A 25,855-nucleotide genomic window follows, 5' to 3' on the forward strand; every position below is an offset into this window, starting at 1 on the left:
AACGGGGCAGGTTAGTTCAATTGCATGTTATGATGGAAAAAAATAGATTTTCAGGAGGATTAAAAATGTTACATGCTATCTGAAATATGTTATTGACCCTTATAAAGTAAAGGAATTCGAGGAATACGGTAAGATATGGATCCGATTAGTTAATAAATTGGGCGGTACACATCAAGGTTATTTTCTTCCACATGAGGGCGCTAATAACATTGCTTATGCCTTATTCACTTTCCCAAGTTTAGCAGCATATGAAGAGTACCGAGTAAAAATGGCATTAGATGCAGAGTGTCAGGAAGCTTATAAATTAGCAGAAGAAACTAAATGTATTTTAAGTTATGAGAGAAGATTTATGCGCCCTGTATTCGAGTGAGTGAACAGATAAAAACTTATACATATCTTGTTAAGCTAACGGGTGCGCTAGTTTAAGATCGGAGCTGTCTTTAAGGGAGCTTTTTCTTTATGCAACTAACGGGGCAGGTTAGTGAAGTATTAAGACTTAAACTTACTTTTGTAATGGAGGAATATCATAATGGACAAATTAAAAGGGAAAATTGCAATTATTACGGGAGTAAGCCGTCTGAAAGGGATTGGAGCTGCTATTTGTAAGGAGTTAGCTGAAACGGGTTACCATATATTTTTTACTTATTGGACAGATTATGATAAAAAAATGCCTTGGAGTATTGAATTAGATGAGCCCATGAAATTAAAAGAAGAATTAATAAAAAAAGGTGTTAAGGTATCATGTATGGAGTTAGATTTAACTTCATATGATGCACCTGAACAACTTATAAATAAAGTTTCTGAACAACTTGGTTATCCTGATATCTTGATTAATAACGCAGCATACTCAACTAACAACGATTTTTCTAATTTAACTGCCGAAGAATTAGATAAACATTACAAGGTAAATGTTCGTGCAACGACACTATTAAGTAGTAAATTTGCTCAAAGGTTTGATAAGAAATCAGGTGGAAGAATAGTCAATATTACTTCAGGTCAGTTTCGAGGACCAATGCCTGGCGAATTAGCATATGCAACAACAAAAGGAGCAGTTGATGCTCTAACTATTACATTGTCGGCTGAATTAGCCCCTTTAGGAATAACGGTTAATGCATTAAATCCAGGTCCAACTGATACAGGGTGGATGACAGAGGAAATAAAAAATGAATTAAAACCGATGTTTCCTTTCGGTAGGATAGGAAAACCAAGAGATGTTGCAAAAACTATTAAATTTCTAGTGAGCGATGAAGCAGATTGGATTACAGGTCAGATTATTCATTCAGAAGGTGGATTTAAAAGGTAAATTAAACTAAAAAAGTCTTTGGTTCTAGAACCTTTTTGTTGTATTAAATTCCAAGGATAGATATCAATTTGTGAAGGATTGTACTTATACTAACAGGTGCTTTACTTCATTATCAGGAGCTGATCAGCAGCTCCTTTTATTATGCAACTATTGGGCAGGGTAGTTGTATAAAGAAAATTGAAATTTTGTGGTAAAATTAGATAATTATGTAGATTAGGGAGGATATTGAATAAATGAGTAATTGGTTATACATGCTTTATGCTGTAATTTTAGGAATAGTATCTACGTTTACTGGGGAAATAGTAACCTTTGTTATGTTGGGGGTTATTCTAATTGCATTGAATAATATAAATTCAACTCTTAAAAAGATTTATCTTCAAAATAATGAGAGAAGTAATAACGAAGATAAATAGATGTGAAAATAATTTGATTTAAAACTAACCGGTGCTTTATTTCAATAACAGGAGCTGATTAGAAGCTCTTTTTCTTATGGAACTAACGGGGCAGGTTTAACGGGTACTTAACTGAAATAAATTAGCGGGAGATTAAAAATGGATATAATCGTTGGAATTGCCATTGTACTTATTTTGTTTTTTTCTTCAAGCATAATTGAAAAAAGGTTGAAATCTATTGAGAAACAAAACAATCGTGTAATAGAAATCTTAGAAGAAATAAGAGATAAAAAATAATATGTTATTAAGTAACGAGGTAAGTCAGTTGAAAAAGGGAGTTTGTTAGCAAAAAAATCATCAATGCTTGAAGGTAGTTCAGAATTTAACGAATTAAGTGACAGACTAGAAGAAAAGAAAAAAGGCTTAATGAACTAACGGGTGCTTTACTTCAATAAGGGAGGTTGCTGAGGCAGCTTTTTTCTTATAGCACTAAAGGGGTAGGTGGAATAGGTTAAATGATATTTACGGAGGAAGATATAACTTCAAATAAAAACATTCTAAATTTCCCTTTAAATGGATATACACTATAAAAAAAGGAGGGCAATTCAGATTGGAATTCAAATTTGGGAACGGTGCTATTGTGCTACCCCCTTTACACATTACGATTATCGCAATAATTATTATTTTCTTTTTAGTAAGGTGGAGCAAGAAATTAGAAACACGACGATTTACGATTTTCTTTTACTTTCTGATAAGCACTTACATTGCTCCTGTTTTTTCCCGCAGTACAAAAGAAGGTGTCTTTCAGCTATGGATTCCTTTGGGTTTTATATTAGTTTTCTTTTACTTGTTTCGCAGTAAAAGTAACCATCCATCAAAAATGAAAGCGAGTATTTTAGGACTTTGCATAGCGTTATATCAGTTAATTCTTCAATATGTTAGGTAGTTTTTGGTATTAGAGCAATTGCTTATTTCAGTGTGTCAAACTATCAAAAAAAAGACCTTAAATAGTAGAGGTCATTTCATATTTTGTCTTATATTTTCTGGAATCATAACTACTTCTGTTTTTAAATCAACAGGTCTGAATGTTTCATCAATACATTCTTTCCAATACTCTAAATGCTTCTTATCTATCCAGTGGTCTGATTCCTGCACTTCTTGTCCGCCTTGACCCTGGACAGAGTACCAATATAAAAACTCATCACCATTTAGATATTCTCTAAATATAGTTTCAACATACATTTTTTCGGCTTCAAGGGTTATTAGCACATCATTCATATTTTCGTTTAGAAACTTTAACCATTCATCTACCCGTTCGGATTTACCTTCTTTAACTCTAAATCTTGTTAGTTCTACATTCATATTTCTCCCCCATTTAATTAGTTATCTTGCTTACATTACATATTTTAGCAGGTTTTAACCTAACAGGTGCAATAAGGGAGTTACTTTGGCACATCTTTTTCTTATGGAACTAAAGGGGCAGGCTAGTGAAAGAAGTAATTTCCATTTTTCATACAAATGAAAAGGTGTTAAATGGTATGATTGTAAAAGAAATAATGCAGAACTTAGTGAGTTAATGCCGTATTATATGTTTTTCCTTGGGGCATATTTGTTGGTGACAGGATTAGCCGAACTTCAAAAAGACAGAAAAGGATTTTGGGGGTATATGAATATTGTTGTCTCTTTATTTCTTTTCTTTTTTTACATACCGTATTTCTTATAGAACTAACAGGTGCTTTAGCTGAAGATCGGAGCTGTCTTTAAAGGCAGCTTTTTCTTTATGCAACTAACGGTGCAGGTGGGTTTCATAAGAGATATAATAAAACTTCAATGATTAAATGTAATAAAAGAGTTCAACAAGCTAAGGTTATTTCGGTAGCCTGTTCCTTATTTGACTAACAAGGCAGGTTATATTAGGCGGGTTTTGTAATGGGATTGTTTTTTGAAAAAGAGAAAGTACTAAGCCATTTATCCTGATTAGATATTTAATGATAATAGCAACGGGCTTAATTTTAATATTAAGTTTAATTAACGATATTAATTTTAGTTTCATAAAATATATAATTCTTTTATCAGGAATTGGTTCAATAATTGATGGATTTGAATGTTTTTTTAAAAAAGAGGCTAAGAAGCAGATGTTATTAGATTTTGGTATTGCGGTTATATGGTTCGCAGTATTCTTGGTATTACATTTATATGGTGGTTCGTAACATTTTTTATAGAACTTACGGCTGCTTTAGCTGAAGATCGGAGCTGTCTTAAAGGCAGCTCTTTCTTTATGCAACTAACGGTGCAGGTTAGTTTGTTTAATAAGCGTAGTCTGTTCGTACTGTGTAAAAACAAATATAAACATTTTGTGGAAATAATTACATTAATTAGTTAAAATGTTTACGAGGTGATTTTGTTTTGGGATACACAGGTTTGTTCGTAATGCTGGCAATTATCTTTTTAATAGTAATTTCCAATAGGCATTTATTTTGGTGGATAAAAGTCACAATAGCAGCCTATTATTCTGTAATTTCTTATATCTTTATCACTACTAAAAACAAAATTGATAGACAATATGAGAATATTCTTCCTGTACCAGATGCATATTGGGATAAGAATTCAGGATGGGTTAATACAATGGTTGGTTATTATTTCTGGCCTTTGGCAATAATTCTCCTTTTTATTTACTACAAATGGTATAGAAGTGTACAAAGCAGGACAGCAAAAGGATGGATTGTTGTAAGTTTCATTCCAGCAACTGCTATTTTTTTTATTATTACTTTTTTCTTTGGATTTGGATACGGGTACAGACCATAAGGTTTGTACCTTTATTTTTATTGCATAGTTTGTGTCAACTCTATACTAAGCCTTTTTCTTATGGAACTAAAGGGGCAGGATAGTTGTAAAGTGCTGTTTGATCTTTAATTGGGCCATATTCTGGAGTAACTGATTGTGCAAATGATCAAAATTTGAAATAAATGTTATTGAGTATGCTCTTATTAATTAATAAGGAATGTTGATGGTGGATAATAAAGGAAATATGGAGGCTGCTAGTAACTCCATAGTTTTTTCCACTAATGGGTTCCTTTCCGAAATATCCTTGCTGCGTGTATGTTCCAGGGCAACGAGCATTCCGCACACTATTAGTAAAAATTTTAAAAGAATTTATGGATTTGAATTTGTTGCCATACAATTTTATAATTGTATGATTAATGTTGGTATGAAAAAGGGTGAGGAATGTGCCGATTAATTCGTTTGAGGATTATCCAATGACATGGAAGCCGACAATAAATCGAGAAGACAGACCGATTTATCAGGCATTAGCTAAGCAGTTGGAATATGACATTATAGAGGGGCGCTTAGTGCCTGGCACGAAACTTCCACCACAAAGGGAGTTGGCGGATTACTTAGAGGTGAATCTAAGTACGATTTCGAAAGCTTTTAAAGTATCTGAGTTAAAAGGACTGGTCAGTGCGACCATAGGTAGTGGCACTTATGTTTCGTATGATGCGATTTCGAACGCTTATTTGCTTGCAGAAGAAAAGCCAAAGCATTTAATTGAAATGGGAGCAATTTTACCAGATCGTGTGTCGTATGGACCTTTATTTGACTTATTGCAATCGATGTTACAAGAATCAGATTGTGCGAGATGGTTTGGATACAGTCGGCCAGGCGATGCGATTTGGCAAAAAGATGCAGGCGTAAAATTATTGGAATTTGCCGGTTTTGAAACGACTAGAGAACATATCTTACTTGCTACTGGCGGACAAAACGCCATCACGGCAACACTTGCAAGCCTTTGTCAGCATGGAGATCGAATTGGTGTAGATCACCATACATATCCAGGCTTAAAGACAGCAGCCGCGATGCTGGGGATTCAGCTTGTACCGATTCGTTCAGAATCTGATGAAATGAGTCCGGAAGCACTTCTTTATGCATGTAAAAATGAAAATATTAAAGGATTATATATTATCCCAGATTATCAGAATCCGATGACATATACGATGAGCGTTGAAACTCGTAAGGCTATTGCTGAGATAGCTGTAAAGTATAATTTATTTATTATTGAAGATGGAGCGTATCATTTAATCCAAGAAAAAGTGTTGCCGGCTGTAGCGACATATGCTCCTGAGCATACGATTTATATAGCGAGTTTATCGAAATCGATGGCACCTGGACTCCGTCTTGCTTATGTGGCAGTTCCTTTAAAATACCTGGATTCTACTCGAAAAGCTCTTTATAATTTAAATATTTCCGTATCGCCACTACTTGCAGAGTTAGCATCACGAGTAATTGTATCGAATCAGTTTGAAAACATTGTTGCATTTCATAAAGAGGAAACAAAAGCTCGCAATCAGTTGGTTAATCAATATTTAGGTAAAGAGAACTGTTTAGGTGAAGAAACAGGGATTTTTCATTGGTTACATCTGCCGCATAAGTATACAGGTGACCAATTTGAACAACTAGCTGCAGCACAAGGTGTACAGGTATATAGTGGAGGGCGATTTGCGGTAGGTAATGTCGCACCGGCAAATGCCGTACGTGTGGGGATTTGTGCTCCAGAAACGAGAGAGGAACTTGAAAAAGCTCTTATAATACTAAGAAAAATAATTGAATTGTAAAATAAATATTGTTTGCCATACAATAATTATATTGTATGGCTTTTTTTTTACGTGTTATGATAATTCAAACTTAGTTGGGGGATGAAAGGAAATAATAATTTTGGTGTCATAGGCTTATCCCTTTATATAAAAATCTGAATATTCCAATAAAATAAGAAGTGGTAGGTAAAAAAATTGAAATGTTAAAGGAAGGAATGTTTACAATTGGAAAATAAATTTGCTGAGAGGGCCCGTCTAGTTAATTCTTCTGAGACCCGTGAAATATTAAAAGTAACAGAAAGGCCAGAAATCATTTCTTTTGCGGGAGGACTTCCAGCTCCGGAGCTGTTTCCTGTTGAAGCCCTCAAAGTTGCTTGCAATGTTGTATTGAATGAAGAGGGCGCGGCTTCTCTTCAATATAGTACTACTGAAGGCTATGGTCCGTTGAGAGAAGCTATATGTCAAAGGATGAAAGCCATTGGGATTAACTCTGCAATTAACAATGTTCTTATCACTTCAGGGTCCCAGCAAGCAATAGATCTTACTGGAAGATTATTCATCAACGAAGGAGATACCATTATTTGTGAAAGCCCAACCTATCTTGCAGCAATTAATGCATTTAAATCATACAATGCAAACTTTGTGGAGGTAGCTATGGACAATGATGGGATGATAATGGAAGAGCTAGAGAGGAAACTGCAAGAGCATCCTGGCGCAAAATTCATTTATACTATTCCCGATTTCCAGAACCCTACAGGTCGTACATTAAAACTTCAAAGACGTAAAAGAATGATCGAACTTGCTAATCAATACGATGTACTGATTGTAGAAGATAATCCTTATCGAGCTATTAGGTTTGCTGGAGAGGGAATCCCTCCAGTGAAACATTTTGATACAGAGAACAGAGTAATTTATATGAGCACGTTCTCTAAAATTTTCACTCCAGGCATGCGAATTGGATGGATTTGTGCAGATCAATCGTTTATTGATAAGTACGTGGCTTTCAAGCAAACAGCTGATTTACATACCGACAGCTTTGCTCAAAGGATAACAACTAAGTATATGGAACTTTACGATATGGAAGAGCATATTAAAGAAATCAAAGCAGTATATAAAGCAAGATGTACAAAAATGTTAAAATGCATAAAAGAATTCTTTCCGGAAAATTTGTCTTACAGTAAGCCAGAAGGTGGGTTGTTTATTTGGATCGAGCTCCCAGAGGGGGTTGATTCCAAACATATATTTACAGAGTGCTTGAAAAATAATGTTGCTTGTGTTCCTGGTGTTCCATTCTTTCCAAATGGCACACAGAAGAACACTTTACGTTTAAATTACTCGAATATGCCTGAAGACCAAATCATTGAAGGCATGAAGCGTATGGGGGATGTATTACATCGTGAATTAAATAAAGAGACAATATGTTTGTAACTAAAGGAAACAAAAAATAATTAAATCAAACACCAAAACCATTTATAAATATATTTACCGTCTAAATGTTTAATGAAAGCACTATTCTAAAAAATATCCAATTCAAAAAGTAAGATTTTAATTGTATTATTAATAAATCTTATATTTGAATAATCAGGAGGCTTATTATGCCAATATCATTTATAAATCCATATATTACAAAGCCCGTTTCGACATCACCACCACCACCGTTTACTCCTGTATATACGCTTATATATAAAACAGATTAAGAATCTGCGAAATATATAAGCTCTTTCGCAGATTCGAAGGAGTAGGCATGAAATCTAAAATTCAGTTTATATTATCAATGATTATTTTCGGTACAATGGGTTTAGTTGTGAAATACATTGATTTATCTTCGAGTGAAACAGCTTTTCTAAGCAGTTCAATTGGGTGTCTCTTTTTAGTGTTTGTATTTTTCATTATGAAGAAATCCATTCCATGGAAATTAGTGAAAGTTAATGCTTCTACCCTTTTTCCTTCTGCGATTGCATTGGGAGGGAATTGGATTTTTCTTTATCAATCCTACGATCATACAACACTTGCTAATGCAACACTTGGGTATTATTTTGCGCCAGTGTTTGTCATGGTTCTCTCGCCATTTGTACTTAAGGAACTTTTACCAATTAAAAAAATTGTTTGTATTGGTGTAGCGATATTAGGTATGTTATTGATTATTGGAAACGGCATTAGCGCCTCTGGTAAAGATGATCTACTTGGAATCCTTTTCGGGTTAGTTGCGGCTGCATTTTATGCAGCTTTAATGTTATTAAACAAATTCATTCAAAACATGGGCATGTTAGAGATTACAATCATTCAACTTGGAACAACTGCTTTACTTCTCTTTCCCTATGTATTATTCACTGAGGGATTCGGTACCTTGGAAGTTTCAAGATCTTCCGTTCCTTTTATAATACTCTTAGGCGTTGTTAACACTGGTATTGGCTTTTGGTTATTTTTTTCCGGTATGCTAAAGTTAAAGGGACAAAGCATCGCTATGCTAAGCTATGTAGATCCTTTTGTAGCTATACTGATTTCTGCTGTAATCTTACAGGAAAAAATGACAATTGTTCAAATCATAGGTGGCACACTCCTTTTAGGTTCAACTTTTATTAGTGAAAATAATACAATTAATTTTCGAAAACGACACACGAAGATTTTAACAAAATAAAGAAACGGGGCAGTGAGGGGAAATCCCTCACTGCTTTTTACTATATTCCAAGTGAAAAGTCTAAGTTTTGTTACACCCTACTGCCACTAAATTACTTCTTTATTTAACTGACGCAGAGTTTGTGTCACTCTACAATAAGTCTTAATGAACTAACGGGTGAGTTGGCTGAAGATCGGAGCTGTCTTTAAGGCAGCTTTTTCTTATGGAACTAAAGGGGCAGGTTTGTTCAAGAAGGTATTAGGAAATCTTTTGACGAAAATATAAAGAGCTTAGTAAGAAGCGCTTAAAATACCATATAAGAAAAACAGGAAAAAACTAACTGCTAAAAAATTTAGGGGGGAAAATATTGAAACAAACATTACTGATAATCGATGCTCAACAGGAATTAATAGAAGGTAATAAAGAAAAACAAGGAGTCTTTGAGAAAGAAAAAATCGTTAATAACATTAATACTGTAATTGAAAAAGCGATAAATGAAAGTATCCCCGTTGTTTTTATAAGAGATTTAGATGTTTCAAATGGAGAAGGACCTGGATTCCAGATACACAGGGATATTAAAATACCATCAACTGCTATCATATTTGATAAAGCTGCCACAAATTCATTTTATGGAACTCCATTACATGAACATTTAAGTGAAAAAAATGTAGATCATATTGTAATAATGGGATGTAAGACGGAACATTGTATTGATTCAGCTGTTAGAACAGCAACAATCAATCATTTTGATGTAACATTAGTTGGTGATGGACATTCTACTTCTGACTCAAAAAACTTATCTGCAAAACAAATAATTCTTCATCACAATGACACCCTTCACGGTCACTATAATGTAGACAATTTTTCACTTGTTAGAAATTCTAATGAAGAATTGTTTAAACCTATTCACAATAATTACCGATAATAATCATCTTCAATTAACGAGTGAGTTAGCTGAAGATCAGAGCTGTCTTTAAGGCAGCTTTTTTCTTATGGAACTATCGGGGCAGGTTAGTTTAATTAACTGACATTATAATAGGGATGAAATAGAATATAAAACGAAACTTTCTTTATGTATATTCCGTAAGTATTGTAAAAAGGAGGAAGAAAGATGAAAAGAAATGTTGGGATTTTTATCGTTGTACTCATTTCAATAGGAATGGCTGATTTAATACAGGGAATTATTTTAACATCAATATATACACCAGATTCTTACTCAACGAATGGTCAAGAAATGGAACCCTTCCTACAATACATTATCTCAGCTATAACCGTAACCTTAGCTCTTTGGAGTGTTCACAAGGTAAAGCTTTTATTAAAAGGCTCTAAATCACCAAGGTTTTAATAATAGAGAACATATTGAAAAGACAGGACTTAATGAACTAAAGGGTGCGTTAGCTGAAGATCGGCGCTGTCTTTAAGGTAGCTTTTTCTTATGGCCCTCTCGGGGCAGGTTAGTTCCATAAGGAAATGGATTATTTTACACTAATGAATAATTACTCTTTATTGTTATTATTTTCTTAAAGGTTCAAATTATTTTAATTTGATATCGTTAATTCACCATTAAGGAATGTGATTTACTGTGAGAGCAATAAATAAAATTAACTTAGTTACAAAGTTATTAATTTTTTTAATTTTTGTCTCTTTTAATACATATATTTGTTTTTATGCAAAAGACAAAACAGAAGGTATAGTTACTGCGTGTATAGGTACCTTTCTAGTGATTTTGGTTGCAACTATGGGATTTCTTCTAGATAGAAGCAACCATATGTATGAAAGATAAAGAGGATGAAAAAGGAAAGGCAAAAAAGAGGGTTTTTCAAAGGGATAATGATTGAAATTCGTGATTCAATCTTATATGAATTCGTTTTTAACCTCTTAACTCTTATTCCAAGAATGATAGTTCGTTTAGTAAAAAGTTTATTTTAACTAATTGTGTCGGAAGTAATTCTTAATGAACTAACGGGTGCGTTAGCTGATGATCAGAGCTGTCTTTAAGGTAGCTTTTTCTTATGGAACTAAGGGACAGTTTAGTTGGACAAGGTTCTTAAAAAACCTTAATAGGAGTTATATCAAATACCTCAGTTTTTATTCTTTTAAAGGTTTTATTAAAGTTGAATTGAATTATTAATATGGATAAATAAAACAAAGTTGAGGTGTTATCTTGCAGATACTTTTAATTCGACATGGTGAGTCAGAAGACGATTTTCTAGAAGAAAATTACGAAGGAACTACAGATTTACCACTAACTATTAAGGGAGTTGAACAAGTAGAAAAAATGTGCCGGCGTGTATCAGAAGAGTTTCCACCAGAATTCATATGGTCAAGTACCTTGCTTCGTGCTAGTAAAACTGCTGAAACTTTATCAAATACTATCCAATGCCCAGTAACATTCTTAGATGATTTACGAGAGATGCAAGATATGGAGAGTAAATTTGATTTTAGATTACGAGCACAAAATGTTCTTTCCTATATTAGAGAGAACAGTACAAATTATAAACGAATTGCTATAATATCCCATGGGGGGGTGATTACTAAAATGATTGAAAGCTTTCTTCAATTACCACCCGAAATTAATGATGTGTGGTTCAATTCTAATAATACAGGTATACATCTTCTTGAGTATACCGATCATCCATACAAACTTATAAGATTTTTAAATAGTACTACGCATTTGAATTAACTTATGTTCATGCTAAAAAATTTTAACTCCTTTAAAATCAGAAGCTGAGCGTTAGCTAATCGGAGCTGTCTTTAAGGCAGCTTTTTCTTATGGCACTAACGGGGCAGGATAGTTCCATAAGAAAAATTGGAAATATATGTGGTGATATAGGAAGAAATATATTAAGTACATAAACCAAACGGTATACATATAAAAGCTGTTTTTATAATGAAGAGACTCAATTAGGGTAAGCAGTAAATATCATTTAACAGAGAGCTTATAGTTATTCCATTTAATTTTCTTTCGTTAATCGACTCATTCGGAATGAAGCAATGATGAGAACGATAATAAGAACAATTCCCATATAGCCAAAGACTGGATAGAGAGAGGAAACAAGTTTAGTAAAGCCAAAGAAGCTTGCTATAAACCCTATTAACAGTGATGAAATAACGATTACTTTAAATTTTGTGGTCTGGGGATCTGAAAAGCGTGTTCCTAATGAGTAGAACATGCTGACTGCCGTATTGAAAATCATAGCGAAAAGAACGAGAGAGTACAGAATACCTAAGAGAGGTGAAAAACTGTTGGCGATTCCCAACATTGGCATATCTATATCCGCTACAGTATTAATATTTGAGAAAATAGTAAGGTGACTAATTATAACAAGTAGACCTAAAGCAATCCCTCCTGTAAGTCCTCCAATGGATGATATCCTTTCATCAGGTTCATTTCCACCCATAACAAGTGTCATTGAAGCCCCCATTGCAATGGTTATTGAAATATAGTTTATTGCAGATATAAGCCAATGTCCCGCAGCTGAATTTTGTTCCAGCGCATGTGGTTCAAGTGACGTAAACGATGAATTCATTGTAAACATACTATAAATAAATAGAAAAAGTACGACAAGAATCAGAAATGGTGTGACGGATGCAATTACCTTAATCACACGGTCAACTTTCAGCATAACTGTTATCATAACAAGAACGGTCATAAGAATTGTGCCGATAACGGAAGGTAATCCGAATTGCTGATCAAAGATCGAGCCTGACCCCGCAATCATGACAATTCCTACACCAAATAAGATGGCGTTCAGAACATAATCAATGATCCAGCCGAGAAAGCGACCACTAATCTTATAAATTACTTCCTGATGCGAATCTGTTTGTGTACGACTGCCAAGCTTCATCAGAATCATTCCAAGGTATGCAAAGATAGCGACTGAAATGATAGCTCCAATTGTTCCCAAGTGCCCGAAGCTTACAAAATACAGCATGGTTTCTTGTCCTGAGGCGAACCCGGCTCCGATAAGAATTCCGATAAAAGCGCTAGCAATCTTAAGGATTCTCTTCATGTTGTCCTCCGTTTTTCTTACGTTTATATTTTTTTCTTAACTAGTTGATAGGATTATTATTTGATAGCATCTTTTGATACATAATTTGCTAAGGAGGCTCCATGGTGGTATTTCTTGAAAGAATTAATTTAGATACCGTCCTCTCATGGTACTGAAGTTCCCCAGTACTCTCGGGGGAATAGTCGATTTCCTGTACGCTACTTCCATCTCTTCATTCAGCTCTTTCGAACGTTTCGCTGCATGATGAATCGCCTGTGAAATGGCTCTGCCGCCATTATTTTTCCGTAAAGCATCAAGTCCGGATGCTGTCGTTCCATTTGGTGAAGTCACTTTCTCTCTGAGACTTGCCGGTGCCTCGTCGTTCACCATAATCATCTTGGCTGCGCCTAAAATCGTTTGGGCGACAATCTCACGGACCATCGCTTCATCCATACCCTTTTTAACGCCAGCGTGTTCCATATGCTCCATTAAATAATAGAAGTAAGCAGGTCCGCTCCCTGCAATTCCTGTAAAAATATCCATTTGCTCTTCTTCAATTAAGAACACTTTTCCCATACAGCCAAACAGTTCTTTCACTGCTATCACATTGTCCATCGCTGTATGTTTTCCCGGACATAATGCAGTTGCCGACTCCCGGATCATGCTCGACGTATTCGGCATCAACCGCACAACCTGATGTCCAAGCTGTAGATGATTTTCCATGAATTCAGTGGAAATGCCCGCTAATACAGAAATCACAACTTGATCCACTCTTATTTTATCTTTGAGTGCATCGAGAGCATCTGCTGCTCCCTGGGGCTTCATTGCCAAAATAAAGAAATCAATGTCTTCATATGGCAATGCATCCTGATGGACCGCATGAACTCCATACACGTGATTCATTTCCTCGAGTCGTAATTGATTGCTGCGATTTGTCACATAAATTCTCTCTGCTGGTATGCTCCCAATCTGCACAATTCCTGAAATCATCGACTCTGCCATCGAACCGGCTCCTAAAAATGCAACAGTTTTATCTCTCAACATTATGCCCCCCTAAAAGTTCATTGTTCGTAATTCTGTTCGTATTTTTCAACCTTTTTATCGTAACATGCTGAGATTTAGATTCAAGGGAAGAGAGGACATTCACAAGGAAAAGGCCGAGATAGTGAAGGGAAGCGTTATCATTTGGTGCTAACATGCCAGTCAGGTCATTTAATTAGGGATAATCGGCTGTAATCGGGGTATTTGCGATATTTTAGGAAGAAAAACGAAATTAAACAATTCATGTCGTTACAGGTTTTGTCCGCATTTTTTGTCTGTAAAATGCCCTTTTAATAATCGCTCTCCCATTTTATCTAAGACTTGACCTTAATTTATTGAGGGGAGAAGCACAATTTTTGTCTTTTTATGAATAGTTACCTGACAATCTTTTAGCAGGCTTCTTTAAGGGGTTTAGCAAGAATATTAAAAATGGCATCCTTTCCGAAGCAATGTATTATGAGATAGATTTATAAAGACCCTGCAAACAAGTGAGGAAGGGCAACCGACGACTACTTTATTGGCTCAACTAACTTATAGCCCTTTATATATCATCACTGTAATAGTGGCTCTTGGAGTGCTTATTTTCTTAAGAAGTGAAAAAGGTTGCTTAATGTTTTTGATTAGAATTTGGGCTGTGGGTCATATAATTATTTACTTACTAGCTATTTACTTTAATTTAACAACCCTAATTAATGCACAGTTTGTGTCAACTCTGCATAAGTCTTAATGAACTAACGGGTGCGTTAGCACCATAGAAAGGCTGTCAATTAGCGGCCTTTTGAAAGTAAATCAAAGTCATTGTTTTTATTAAATCCTTGAAAATGTAAGCGCTTTCTATTATAATGATAATGGGTTGGATGGCATGTGTGGCTGTCATAGTATCTGGCGTAGGCGGGGCCGATACTAGGAAGAGGGCTTAGGAAATGTCCTTTTTTATTTGTTAAAACTAGTTTTTTATGCGGTCAGAAGTCAAAATATTAATGCCCATCGGTGAATAATAACATACATAAACAATAAAAACGAAAGACATTAAACCCCTTGTGGCCTAAGGGGTTTTTAGCATGCTGCTTAATTACATCTTCCATAATTAGATAAATAAATATGAATTACAAAAAGCTCTAGTGGTTAATCTAGGGGTTTTATTGGTCATCTAGCAAACCCACATCAAGGTTGTACAAAATCCTGTTAAACGATAAAACATGACTAAGAACCAACCCCTTGATACACATGGGTTTGGCTTTTGTTGCTACTTCCTAAAATTTACTTTATGTAAAATAGATTTGTATAACGTATTCATTCGATCCTTTGAGGTCTTCTTCAATGGGAGAGTTTATTTTCTTAATTTAATGGACAAATTATTATAAGTTGAAATTGTGCAATGGTACGTTACGTTAATTCAGAATTTGGTGTAAGTTTGTCAAAAAACATATAGAAGTTGGAGAGAAATGAATAGTAAAATAGAGAACTTTACAAAACGACTATCTGCTGCTCAAATAATTGTTTTTTATTACCTGGTGGCTGTAGTGGTTTCAACCATTTTATTGCTGCTTCCTATTACTCAAACGCAGAATGCAGAGCTCTCATTTATTGATGGAGTATTCATTTCTATTAGTGCGGTAACTGTAACAGGCTTATCTACGGTAGATGTAAGCCAGCTGCTTAGTGTTCCCGGTACGTTTATTTTTGCAATCATCCTCCAGTTCGGTGGAATTGGAATCATGGCTTTCGGAACAATACTTTGGCTTGCATCAGGAAAAAAAATAGGACTCAGGGCAAGAATACTCATGACGACAGAACAAAACAGCCCCACGTTTTCCGGGATTGTTCGGTTCATACGAATGATCTTCTTTTTCTTTGTCATGATTGAGCTATTAGGGGCTATTGTCTTCGGTACATATTTTTTGAAGTATTTCCCAACATGGCAAGAGGCTTATTTGCAGGGTTTCTTCGCCTCTGTGTCTGCTACGACAAATGCCGGTTTTGATATCACAGGAAAATCACTGATTCCGTTTGCAGACGATTATTTTGTCCTGACCCTTAATATAGTACTCTTTATTATCGGATCCCTTGGGTTTCCTGTTTTAATGGAGGTAAGCCAGTGGATCAGGCATAAGGGAAAGATGCCATTCCGGTTTTCCTTGTTCACAAAAATTACAACCGCAACTTTTTTCATACTGATCGTAATTGGAGCCATTCTCATTTATCTGTTTGAGTACAGTCATTTCTATGTGGAAAAGACTTGGCATCAATCCTTTGTCCATTCTTTGTTTTATTCGACATCTTCAAGGACTGGCGGAATGGCGATCAGCGACGTCAATCAATTTTCAGTACCTACCATTTTGTTACTGAGTATTTTTATGTTCATTGGGGCATCCCCCAGCAGTGCTGGGGGTGGGATAAGAACCACCACGTTTGCTGTGATGCTGCTTACCATTTACAACTATGCGAAAGGGAACAGAACAATAAAAATATTCAAAAGGGAGATCGATGAGGAAGATATCATCAAGTCATTCATCGTTTTCACAACAGGTATGATACTGTGCAGTGTGGCAGTTGTCATTCTTGAATGCATTGAATCTGCCTTTTCCCTAATGGAAATTTTATTCGAAGTTTCCTCTGCTTTTGGCACTGTAGGCCTTTCGCTTGGCATTACACCGGAATTGAGTACTGCCGGGAAGGTCGTAATCATGACTTTAATGTTTATAGGGAAAATCGGGATGTTTACCTTCTTATTCAGCATGGGAGGCAAACCAGTTAAACATCCGTATCATTATCCCAAAGAGCGCATCATTATAGGATGAAAACGTAATACCGCAAAGGTAATCAACATGCAAAAGTGCAATACAATTTGTATTGAATATTCTTTTCATCTTCAACTATCCCCCACTTATATCATATAAGCAGCAAAAAGGATCTTTCAGTTTTGAAGGTCCTTTTTTTATACCGATAACATTTTATTATGTTAACCATGCCCTTACAAATAAGGTTTTAGTTACATTGATCGCAACCTTTTAGCCCGTGCTAAAAACCTCTGTTTTTCTCATAAGGATAAATAATTTTTTTTCAAATTTTTCATCGTACAAGAGACATATATAAATCAGACTCTCGAATAGATCCCGTTTAAATTCTTCTAATAATGCGTTCCAAAAAAATCTGAAATCTACATTATTCAAACATAATCATTTTTATTATACATAATAATAAACAGAATTAATTTTTGTTTGCAATATGACAAACATAATAATATAATGTTTGTTAATTGGCAGGAGTCGAGTGTGGTATTTAAAATATGAATTTCACCTGTCCTATATACATTTTGTTGATTATGGATTTCTAAGCAGAAATTCTGACGGAACATCGTATTGGGTGAAGGACTAAAACGAAAAAATAAAAAGGAGCAATGATATGAATAGAGATGGATATGGGTATAACTCAATTATCACTGTTGAAAATTACGACAAAGTAGATGGTAAGGCTGCCTATGGTAAAGGAATCGATTCGTTAAGCGCAGGAATGCTACAGGGAAAATCTCCTAGAACAGGAGATATCGTTGGAAAAATTGTAATGACTGATGATTCTGCTCAAGAAATTGAGTTATCTGCCACTAGAATTTTAGATTTAGCCATCCTTATTTTATCGACCAACTTATATTTTAGAGATGCATATAAATTTGAAAAACTGTATGATCCTGAAAATCCAATCGTTACTGCTTTAGGTTTGCAGGGAAATAAGATGCAAATAGAAATTGACACAAAAAACGAAAATTTAGATAAAGATATTCAATATTTTTATGATATGTTGCAATCGGATGGCGAAATTTTGGGAGAAAGATTTAGAGTCATCAACGATATTATGAAAGATATGGGATATCGGTAAGGAGAGTTATAAAATGATAAGAGGATTTGTCGTTTCAGATGGCAGGAAATTTACAGAAGAAGAAATACAAATGATTTGGAAAAAGCCTCCTAGTCATCAAGAAAGTGTGGAGGAAGTACGTGTTGCCGATACACTCAATAGGAATTGGCAAAATGGAGAACTGCGAGTCATCAATGTTCTGCTAGAGGGGGATGCTGGCTCAGGTAAAACACAACTTGCCAAAGCTCTCTCTCATGATCTTCAATTGCCATATACGAAAATTACCTGTTTTGCCGACATGGATAAATCAGATGTTTTCGGCTCACTTTTGCCTGTAATGGAAGAAGCACAAGTGGAAGATAAAAAAATAATTCAGTTTTTTGAACATAATAGCACGACGCAGCAGCTTTTAGAAAATTTGTCTTCCTATCTACAATTAAATATGACAGAAACGAAAGAATACTTGGCAAAACTTGAAAAGAAAATCAAAGACACCGGTAAGAATGTAACCTATAAGTATTATCCATCAGAAATCGTTCGTGCACTACAAGAAGGCTACTTGCTAGAGATACAGGAACCTACTGTCATTAGAGATGCATCGGTTTTAGTTGCATTGAATTCCGCTCTTGAAATTGATGGTATTTTAAATACTCCAACTGGAATGATCAAACGGCACCATGATGCTGTAGTGGTTATTACAACCAATAGAAATTATCAGGGGAATAGACCTCTTAATGAATCATTACGTGATCGAGTTCAACACACGGAACGAATGAATCTTCCTTCTAAGGAAGTGATGGTCAAACGGGGTTTCAGCAAAGTTGGTTTTGCAGATGAAGAGCTATTAGCAATGATGGCTGAAATCATTATTTTATTAGATGCTATCTCAAAAGCTAATGGAATCAAAGGTGTAGCAGGAATGAGAAGTTATTTCTATTGGGTGAATGCAGTGCATCAAGGAGAAAATATCTTTGATTCTATTTATCAAAAAGTTATCTATAAAATCACTACCGATGAAACGGAGATTGGAATACTAGAAAAAGAATTAGAAAGCAGTCAATTATTGGAGCGTATTCAATCTTATTTACTGAATCAAAAGAATCCAATGAACAAACCGCAAGCTCCTCTAGGGTCACCAATGGTAGATAAATATGAGGAACAACGAGACGGTGAGGATGAACTTCAAAAAGATACATCTTCCTTTGATTTTCCAAAAGATGAGGAGGAAATCCAAAATAGTGATTCCGCTTTGCCTCAACAAGAAAAAGGGAATCCATTAGAAATTTTTTCTGAAAAGAGATCAAAGGACATTGAAATCGATAGTAATAAAGGAAAAGAGCATGAGGAATCTCAAACAGGCATTTCTCAGCAACAAGTAAAACAGATGCCGGAAATACTAGAGAAGCATGAAGCAGAAAAGAAAAAAGAGTTGAATAAAGAAGCTCGAACGCTTATGAAAAACACGATTCATCAAAAAGAAGGGATCATTATCCACCGTCCTCATGCAACGAATGAAAGTATGAGTGAAGCAGAAAGTATTAAAAAGGAAATAACACCTCTTGTGGATAGTATGGCAAGAAAAATTCTTGCTGTATTAGAAAAAGAAGAGTCAGAAACATACACTCAAGGGAAGTTATACGGTACGCGATTTAATGCTTCTAAAGTTGTGATGGGAGATTATCGTTACTTTGATAAAAAAAATCCGCCAACTGAAAATCCCTCTCTAGCTGTAGCAATACGTATAGATGAATCTGGTTCCATGGTTCGGGCTCAACGAATGGAGAGTGCCAAAAAAGCAATAATCGCTTTAACAGAGTTTTGTAGAATGTTAAATGTTCCTTTGATGATTTATGGAGACACTGCAGATATTAGTCAAAGGGAAATGACTTCACTATACTCGTACAAAGAGTTTGATGATGGGTACGAAGGTGTTATAGGAAAAATTGCGACAATGAAGCCTCGCCAAAATAATCGTGACGGTGTTAATATGCGAATATTAGCCGAAAAATTATCGAAACAAGTTGCTTCTACCAAGCTATTGATAAATATTAGTGATGGACAACCAAAAGCCATGCCTAATTATTCTGGAGATGCAGCGAGGGTGGATATCCAATCAGTTATTAGTGAATATGAAAGAAAAGACGTGCTATTCCTATCTGTGGCTATTGGAGAAGATAAAGAAAAGATTGCAGAATTACACGGAAGAGAGAGATTTCTCGATATGACAGACCTTAAATCGTTTCCTCAAAAATTAGTGGAAACAATCAGTCGCTTTTTATAGGAGAGATTTAAAAATGGATGAAAAACGCAAAAAGGCACTGGTACGGTATCAATAAAGATTTTTCCGTTTTTTTTAACCCCGTCCTAATTTAGAACGGGGTATGCTTGTTTGAGCTTTTAAAATTAAATAACTTTATTGTCTTTTTACAATTTCCTCGGTATTGTAAGCGAGACATTAGGCATTTTCTTCAAAATTCCAGTCCGTGGTCGTTAAATTATAGTCTAACCTTAACCTCAGTGCCGTCCTTAGCTTTGACATCTACTAGCACGATTCCCTTATAATTTTTCAGTTCCTTGACGATAGGCTTTAGCATATTTTTGTCTATTAACGGAAAGGTAAAGTCCAGTTTTTTTCTTTCGAAGTGCTCTTTTGTCCATTTGTTTACATTTTGCTGAAGAAATTTTGAAGACAAAATGGAAATAACAATATTTAAAATGGCATATGGAACTGGGATGGTAAACCGAACGTCTTTTGCTTTCACTTTTACATACATCATAAACAAATCACTAATCAATGATGACGGAAACGGTATCCCCGTTTGCCGATTTAATATCAACAATTTGGCCATCTAATTCGTTTTCGATTGCTTCAATAATAAGGCTTATGTCTATATCTTTAACGTATTTTTCCGATTGAGGAATACTCGCTGCGATGCTGTGTCCAGCCACTAATACTGCCTTGACCAGTTTTATAGGCAAATTGACCGTGACGTTATCATTTTCGGCGGATACAACACGAACTTTTAATGTTTTATCTAAATATTTAGTCGGTTTTTCAAGAAGCTTATTACCTGTCTCTTCTTTCTCTTTTAATATTTGAATCAATTCTGATCCCTTATCTGCATCAATCTTCCCTTCTTGAACCATTGTTAACACTCTTGTAATTTCCTCTTTCATGATAAATTCCTCCCTATTCCTCTTTTAAGAGCTTAATGGCTTCTTCTGGTGTTATTTCGCCATTTTCCAACATGGTGACAACTTTTTTCTCGTCCACTTCATTTTTCTTCTTCTGCACATATCCAAGGGATGAAATGATGTCAGTTAGCTTGCCTCGAACCGTTGGATACGAAATCCCCAGTTCCTTTTCAACTTCTTTGATATTCCCTCTGCATGTTAAAAATACTTCCACAAAATGAAGCTGATCCTTTGATAAGGATGCCAGCTTAGATATTTCAAACTCATTTTCAATCGTAGTGTGACAATGAGAGCACTGCAACTTTGTAATTTTCAATGTTTTACTGCAGACAGGACAATTTGTGATTAATTTATAAGCCATAATGAAATCCCTTCCTTTTATTAATTCGATTATAAAACAATAATTTAAAAATATAAATAATAAAATTTAAATTTTAAATAAAAATAATCAATAATATTAATTTATCGTTTAATATTATTGATTATCCGTTTTCGTTATTCATTCAAGTATTATATTACCATAAGGGTTGAAATTGTAGACATTCTTCTTGTGTAAAATACCCAGTTACATAATGAGCACGATTACTTAGTCTTTGAGATGCTGATTAATAATCCATGGATATTTGATATTAATATTCCAACTATGATGATTCAGCAGTCGTTGGCATTGATGTATGATTTAATGATTTAGAACTTGAAAATTATTAAGCTTACGGGTTGATTAATCTCCGATTATGCAGTTATTTGAGGACTTAGTCTTTATTAATGTGTGGAATACCTTTTTCAGCTAAACTCCTCTGATGTCCACCAAAACAAGGGTGATTAGGAGTTTGAGATTTTCATGTATTGTACTATGATAAATTTAAATTATTTGAGTTGGGAAGGTATGGGACGGTGACCGTACTCTTACAGAATTATCTAAGGAGTGGTGCGGCAGCCTTTTTTGTTGAGCTAAAGGGGCAGGTTAGCTCAACAAAGGAAGTAATGAATAGCTTATCAAATAAAGCCTCAGACCTTCTTACCAAGCTAATTTTAAAATTGCGGATAGTAAGACAGGGTTCTTTGATTTAAAGAATAGTGTATTAGAAACGGACCAATATAAAAAAGGGATTCTAATAGCTTAGAATCCCTTTCGTTATGTTTATTTAACAGTTATTTTCCTCTTCACTACTGTTTTGTTTTTTGATTTATCAGTAACAGTGTAAGTTAATGTATAAGTACCTTTTTTCTTTGTATTAACAGAACCTGTTACGTTAATCTTATTTGTTAAATTGCCATCCAGATTGTCTTTTGCTGTTACACCTTTTTTGGAACTGAATGATGAATGTAATTCAATCGTTTTACTCTTAGCTCCTGAAATCACTGGTTTGGTGCTGTCAATCGTGATCTTTCTTGTAATCGTTGTTACGTTCTTTGAATTATCAGTAACGGTGTACTTCAATGCATAAGTACCCTTTTTCTTTGTATTAACGGTTCCGCTTACTTTAATTTTACTAGTCAAACTGCCGTCAACATTATCCTTCGCAGTCACACTTCTTTTTGGATTAAATGAAGAATTTAGTCGAACAGTTTTATTCGTGGCACCTAATATTACAGGTTTAACATTGTCATAAACAGTTATTTTTCTTGTGATTTTTGCTCCATTTCCTGACTTGTCTGCTACAGCGTAAGATAAATCATAAGTGCCTATTTTCTTTGTATTAACCGTACCAGTCACTTTTATAGCACTTGTTAAATCACTGTCAACATTATCCTTCGCAGTCACACTTGTTTTAGCATTAAAAGTTGAGTTGATAGGAATGGATTTCTTTGTTGCACCTGAAATCACAGGTGCCGTTTTATCTTTGACCGTTTTCGAAGGAAGGGAGAGTGACTTCCCGTTTTCCTTTAATACCACTTGAACGATGGAATTTGCTTTTTGTTTACCGATATTTAATTTAAACATCGAGTCATTATTAAGCGTGAATTTCCCAATACTTTTCTTCGAGTTTGTTTTTATTTCTCCAGTTGTAGTCAATCCGTTAGAACTCAAACTTTTCTTCATCGAATTATTTGTAATGGGATTCGATTCCAAGAGATAGACTTCGGCCTCGTTCCCAAATGAACTTTGTCCAGTAATATAAGCATTGTTGTCTGAGAGTTCTTCAATATAGACTTCCTCTACAGAAGTATAACTATAATCATATTGATCCGTATTTGGCATTCTTGTTTCCACTTTTATTATTGTGTCAGGATCTAGTCCATTAACAGGTACGGCAAATCTTCCATTTTCATTAGTCGTACTTTCACCTAACTTGGTATTTTGTTCATCCAAAACGGTAATTAGACTATTTGCGGTTGCAGTTCCAGTTACTTCTTTTGAAATCTGTGAAACTGGGTCAATTTCTGGTTTCGGCGACGTTGTTAATCTTAAAGTTTCAACACTAATCACATTTTCAAATTCTTCTTCATATAAAGTTAATGGTTTCAAATCTTTTAATCTTGTATTTTCATCGAAAGATTGTTTAATTACTCCCGTTGCTCCAGTTGGAAGAACATCCTTGTTTTTATTAAATAGACCACTATATTTTAGATTCGGCGGAAGATAAACGCTGATTGAATCTGACCATGTCGTAATTTTTGAAGTGGAAATAGGATAGTCAACCATAAACCAATCATATATGTCATAGGATGTGGCCAATAATTCATAGGTTTTTATTACCTTTCCTTTTGAAACCCTTATCTTTACAAAATCTCCTAAATGTATTTCGGGACATTCAAGGGAACTATAACTCCCTCCTGCTAAAACACTTTTTACGATCTTGTCATCGACTATAACCTCAATTTTTGAACCTTGACTCGCTTTATAGTAAATTCCAGTCATAGGTCTTTTGGTCGGTGTTTGTCCAATTTCGCCTTGATCATCAATCATCATTTTACTGCCAAAAGAAATTGAAAAGTAAGCTTCAAGCGATGCTTTTAATACAAATACTTCATCAGAATCGATTAAGTTTCCATTGGGATCATACGTATTAATCGTAAAAGTGGTATTTGCTTGATGCTTTCCTACATATATTTTAAAAATTCCATCTTTATTCGATACTGCACTGAAAACTCCGTATCTCTCATCGTAGTAGTTTTTGCCCACATATTTCACTCGTGTGTTTGGTGTTGTCGTCCAGAAACTACTTCGTCAGCAGAGTAAAAATGATTTACCTTTGTCACATCATCTTGAGCAGAAACTTTCCATGTAGAAAAATTGAATGTGCTAAGAAATAGAAGTACTGACAAGAATAAAATAATAAAATTCCTTGTTTTTTTCATAAATCCCCCATTACCTTTTTTAGTATAGTTTATTTTTTTTATAAAGTTGGATTTTTTTCTCAAAATAACCCTAGTTTTATAATCTTTTATATTATTTCTTGCTTAAACATCCTGCCCCTTTAGCTGCTTAAGAAAAAGAAAACCGCAGCACTCCTTATTACTGAGGTAAAGAAATTTAGTCATTATGTTATGAATAACAGTTATTAGTGAAAGGATCTTGGCAATCAATAGGGGGGATGTGTTGGTTGCTTTAATCCTAGTATTCAAACTATCGTAAACATAGGTGTTACTAAACTTATATCATCACTAAAATAGTTGATGATGTTATATAACTAACGGATGTGCTTTAGCTGATTATCGGGGCTGTCTTTATGGCAGCTTTTTCTATGCAACTGTTGGTGCATATTAGCTGAAGAGTGGTGACATAGAGGTATTGTCCTATTTACATAGAATATTTTAAGAGAAAAGCATGTGAATAAATGGGGGGACATATATGGAAATTTGTTTTATTGGCGGTGGAAATCACACAAATAATGAATTAGGTGAAGTGTTCCTGGAACTTTCAAAAATGATTAAACCTGAAGCTAAGATTTTAATAATCCCTTTTGCAACCGACAATTCCAGATATGAAAGTTGGATGGCAAGTATTACACAAGCCTTTTCAATCATGGAGAATGTAAGTATTGAATTATTAAACGAAGACCTTTCAGACAAAGAAATGAAAAAGTCTATAAAAGAACATGATATTCTTTACTTTATTGGTGGAAAACCAGAAAGGTTAATCCATGTTATAGAAGAAAAAGGACTTACCTCAGTTATCAAAGACTTTCAAGGTTTAATCATTGGATATAGTGCGGGTTCTTTAGCTTTCTGTAATGATTGCATAATAACAAAAGATAAAGACTATCCAGAAACGGTAGTGATCAAGGGGTTAGGTTTAGTTGGGTTTAGCGTTGAGGTCCATTACGAGGATAATATAGATGGAGAATTATTTCCCCTATCAAATGAACGAAAGATATATGCAATACCAAATGGAAGTGCAGTTTTCTCCAAGAACGGGGAACTATATAAAGGTATAAATGATATCTATTCGTTTCAAAATATGGAAAAGGAAATAGTGAATTCCAAAGTATTATAGAACTGGCAGGCGCTTTATCCCAATAAGCCGCGGCAGCATTTTTTATATGCGGGAGCAAGGTCGCAGGAAGCTAAGGATAGAGAAAAGAAGACTGCAATGAAAGTAAATTTAATGATCTTCATTACATCAATAAAAGAACAAGAAAAGAATATGCTAATGATGAAAACATTTGAATCTGATATTCGTCCTGTTAACGGGGATATAATCGATGATCCTGGGTTCGATCCAGGATTTCATAATGGATATGAAGTTGTAAAGGTTACCATAAATTATGCTTCGAATGAATGTTTGGTATCCCTGCACCCGCTTGCGATCGAAATCGAGGAAATCAGGATGGAAACTTATTTGGAGAAACTGGAAGCACACGGTTGGCGTGCTGTCTCAAAAGAAGAATTGAAAAGTATGTAAAAATGATATAAGGAGTATGTAA

24 protein-coding genes are annotated in these 25,855 nt (G+C 34.8%); 17 read left to right on the top strand and 7 right to left on the bottom strand.

Annotated elements, in window-relative coordinates; genetic code table 11:
- The first annotated feature begins 91 nt into the window (after positions 1-91).
- The 4 genes from ABC374_RS02560 to ABC374_RS02575 all read left to right on the top strand — a co-directional run bounded on the left by ABC374_RS02560 (position 92) and on the right by ABC374_RS02575 (position 1,992).
- Positions 92-370: an NIPSNAP family protein gene (locus tag ABC374_RS02560; protein WP_413020244.1), complete on the top strand. Its 279-nt coding sequence runs from the start codon at positions 92-94 to the stop codon at positions 368-370.
- A gap of 159 nt (positions 371-529) precedes the next feature.
- Positions 530-1,303 (top strand): SDR family oxidoreductase, encoded by a 774-nt coding sequence (locus ABC374_RS02565; protein WP_413015717.1) that lies wholly within the window; start codon positions 530-532, stop codon positions 1,301-1,303.
- Between the two features lie 233 nt (positions 1,304-1,536).
- On the top strand, positions 1,537-1,716 hold the full coding sequence (locus tag ABC374_RS02570; protein WP_413015719.1) for a hypothetical protein: 180 nt from the start codon (positions 1,537-1,539) through the stop codon (positions 1,714-1,716).
- A 138-nt stretch (positions 1,717-1,854) separates the two neighbouring features.
- Positions 1,855-1,992 (top strand): hypothetical protein, encoded by a 138-nt coding sequence (locus ABC374_RS02575; protein WP_350301399.1) that lies wholly within the window; start codon positions 1,855-1,857, stop codon positions 1,990-1,992.
- Positions 1,993-2,712: 720 nt separating this feature from the next.
- Here the strand turns inward: ABC374_RS02575 and ABC374_RS02580 are convergent.
- Positions 2,713-3,057 (bottom strand): DUF6176 family protein, encoded by a 345-nt coding sequence (locus tag ABC374_RS02580; RefSeq protein ID WP_350301400.1) that lies wholly within the window; start codon positions 3,055-3,057, stop codon positions 2,713-2,715.
- 226 nt (positions 3,058-3,283) lie between these two features.
- Here ABC374_RS02580 and ABC374_RS02585 point away from each other — a divergent pair, with 226 nt between their 5' ends.
- From ABC374_RS02585 to ABC374_RS02620, 8 genes are all read left to right on the top strand, one after another.
- Positions 3,284-3,418 (top strand): DUF3953 domain-containing protein, encoded by a 135-nt coding sequence (locus ABC374_RS02585; RefSeq protein ID WP_413020246.1) that lies wholly within the window; start codon positions 3,284-3,286, stop codon positions 3,416-3,418.
- Between the two features lie 683 nt (positions 3,419-4,101).
- Positions 4,102-4,500 carry a hypothetical protein gene (locus tag ABC374_RS02590; RefSeq protein ID WP_350301401.1) on the top strand — a complete coding sequence of 133 codons (399 nt, stop codon included), beginning with the start codon at positions 4,102-4,104 and terminating at the stop codon, positions 4,498-4,500.
- A gap of 422 nt (positions 4,501-4,922) precedes the next feature.
- Positions 4,923-6,305, top strand: coding sequence for an aminotransferase-like domain-containing protein (locus ABC374_RS02595; protein ID WP_413015722.1), 1,383 nt, complete (start codon positions 4,923-4,925; stop codon positions 6,303-6,305).
- Between the two features lie 204 nt (positions 6,306-6,509).
- Positions 6,510-7,712, top strand: a complete 1,203-nt coding sequence (locus ABC374_RS02600) for an aminotransferase-like domain-containing protein (RefSeq protein ID WP_413015723.1) — start codon at positions 6,510-6,512, stop codon at positions 7,710-7,712.
- A 316-nt stretch (positions 7,713-8,028) separates the two neighbouring features.
- Positions 8,029-8,922, top strand: coding sequence for a DMT family transporter (locus ABC374_RS02605; protein ID WP_413015725.1), 894 nt, complete (start codon positions 8,029-8,031; stop codon positions 8,920-8,922).
- A gap of 346 nt (positions 8,923-9,268) precedes the next feature.
- Positions 9,269-9,826 carry a cysteine hydrolase family protein gene (locus ABC374_RS02610; RefSeq protein WP_413015727.1) on the top strand — a complete coding sequence of 186 codons (558 nt, stop codon included), beginning with the start codon at positions 9,269-9,271 and terminating at the stop codon, positions 9,824-9,826.
- A 186-nt stretch (positions 9,827-10,012) separates the two neighbouring features.
- The gene (locus ABC374_RS02615) at positions 10,013-10,246 is read left to right on the top strand and encodes a hypothetical protein (RefSeq protein WP_350301405.1); all 234 of its coding nucleotides are present in this window, start codon (positions 10,013-10,015) and stop codon (positions 10,244-10,246) included.
- Positions 10,247-11,065: 819 nt separating this feature from the next.
- Complete coding sequence (locus tag ABC374_RS02620) at positions 11,066-11,584, top strand: histidine phosphatase family protein (protein ID WP_413015730.1); 519 nt, start codon at positions 11,066-11,068, stop codon at positions 11,582-11,584.
- 271 nt (positions 11,585-11,855) lie between these two features.
- Here the strand turns inward: ABC374_RS02620 and ABC374_RS02625 are convergent, their stop codons facing one another.
- Together ABC374_RS02625 and proC are read right to left on the bottom strand one after the other, a co-directional pair.
- A complete protein-coding gene (locus ABC374_RS02625; protein WP_413015732.1) occupies positions 11,856-12,914 on the bottom strand; it encodes a YkvI family membrane protein in 1,059 nt (352 codons plus the stop codon).
- A 123-nt stretch (positions 12,915-13,037) separates the two neighbouring features.
- Positions 13,038-13,937 carry a pyrroline-5-carboxylate reductase gene (gene proC, locus ABC374_RS02630; protein WP_413015734.1) on the bottom strand — a complete coding sequence of 300 codons (900 nt, stop codon included), beginning with the start codon at positions 13,935-13,937 and terminating at the stop codon, positions 13,038-13,040.
- Between the two features lie 1,442 nt (positions 13,938-15,379).
- Here proC and ABC374_RS02635 point away from each other — a divergent pair.
- The 3 genes from ABC374_RS02635 (at position 15,380) to ABC374_RS02645 (ending at position 20,070) form a co-directional block, all read left to right on the top strand.
- Positions 15,380-16,735, top strand: coding sequence for a TrkH family potassium uptake protein (locus ABC374_RS02635; protein ID WP_413015736.1), 1,356 nt, complete (start codon positions 15,380-15,382; stop codon positions 16,733-16,735).
- Between the two features lie 604 nt (positions 16,736-17,339).
- A complete protein-coding gene (locus ABC374_RS02640; RefSeq protein WP_413015738.1) occupies positions 17,340-17,810 on the top strand; it encodes a DUF6530 family protein in 471 nt (156 codons plus the stop codon).
- 13 nt (positions 17,811-17,823) lie between these two features.
- Positions 17,824-20,070 (top strand): AAA family ATPase, encoded by a 2,247-nt coding sequence (locus tag ABC374_RS02645; protein ID WP_350301412.1) that lies wholly within the window; start codon positions 17,824-17,826, stop codon positions 20,068-20,070.
- Between the two features lie 214 nt (positions 20,071-20,284).
- Here ABC374_RS02645 and ABC374_RS02650 read toward each other — a convergent pair whose 3' ends face one another.
- The 4 genes from ABC374_RS02650 to ABC374_RS02665 form a co-directional block, all read right to left on the bottom strand.
- Positions 20,285-20,566, bottom strand: coding sequence for a hypothetical protein (locus ABC374_RS02650; RefSeq protein ID WP_350301413.1), 282 nt, complete (start codon positions 20,564-20,566; stop codon positions 20,285-20,287).
- Between the two features lie 10 nt (positions 20,567-20,576).
- Complete coding sequence (locus ABC374_RS02655; protein ID WP_063236560.1) at positions 20,577-20,966, bottom strand: SHOCT-like domain-containing protein; 390 nt, start codon at positions 20,964-20,966, stop codon at positions 20,577-20,579.
- Positions 20,967-20,979: 13 nt separating this feature from the next.
- The gene (locus ABC374_RS02660) at positions 20,980-21,345 is read right to left on the bottom strand and encodes a DUF2089 domain-containing protein (protein WP_350301414.1); all 366 of its coding nucleotides are present in this window, start codon (positions 21,343-21,345) and stop codon (positions 20,980-20,982) included.
- 780 nt (positions 21,346-22,125) lie between these two features.
- A complete protein-coding gene (locus ABC374_RS02665) occupies positions 22,126-24,111 on the bottom strand; it encodes an immunoglobulin-like domain-containing protein (protein ID WP_413015741.1) in 1,986 nt (661 codons plus the stop codon).
- A 669-nt stretch (positions 24,112-24,780) separates the two neighbouring features.
- On the opposite strand from ABC374_RS02665, the gene ABC374_RS02670 reads away from it, so the two are divergent.
- Together ABC374_RS02670 and ABC374_RS02675 are read left to right on the top strand one after the other, a co-directional pair.
- Complete coding sequence (locus ABC374_RS02670; protein ID WP_413015743.1) at positions 24,781-25,425, top strand: Type 1 glutamine amidotransferase-like domain-containing protein; 645 nt, start codon at positions 24,781-24,783, stop codon at positions 25,423-25,425.
- Between the two features lie 96 nt (positions 25,426-25,521).
- Positions 25,522-25,833, top strand: a complete 312-nt coding sequence (locus ABC374_RS02675) for a hypothetical protein (protein WP_413015745.1) — start codon at positions 25,522-25,524, stop codon at positions 25,831-25,833.
- Positions 25,834-25,855 lie beyond the last annotated feature (22 nt).

This window comes from Peribacillus phoenicis (genome assembly GCF_047238085.1).
Taxonomy (GTDB): Bacteria; Bacillota; Bacilli; order Bacillales; family DSM-1321; genus Peribacillus.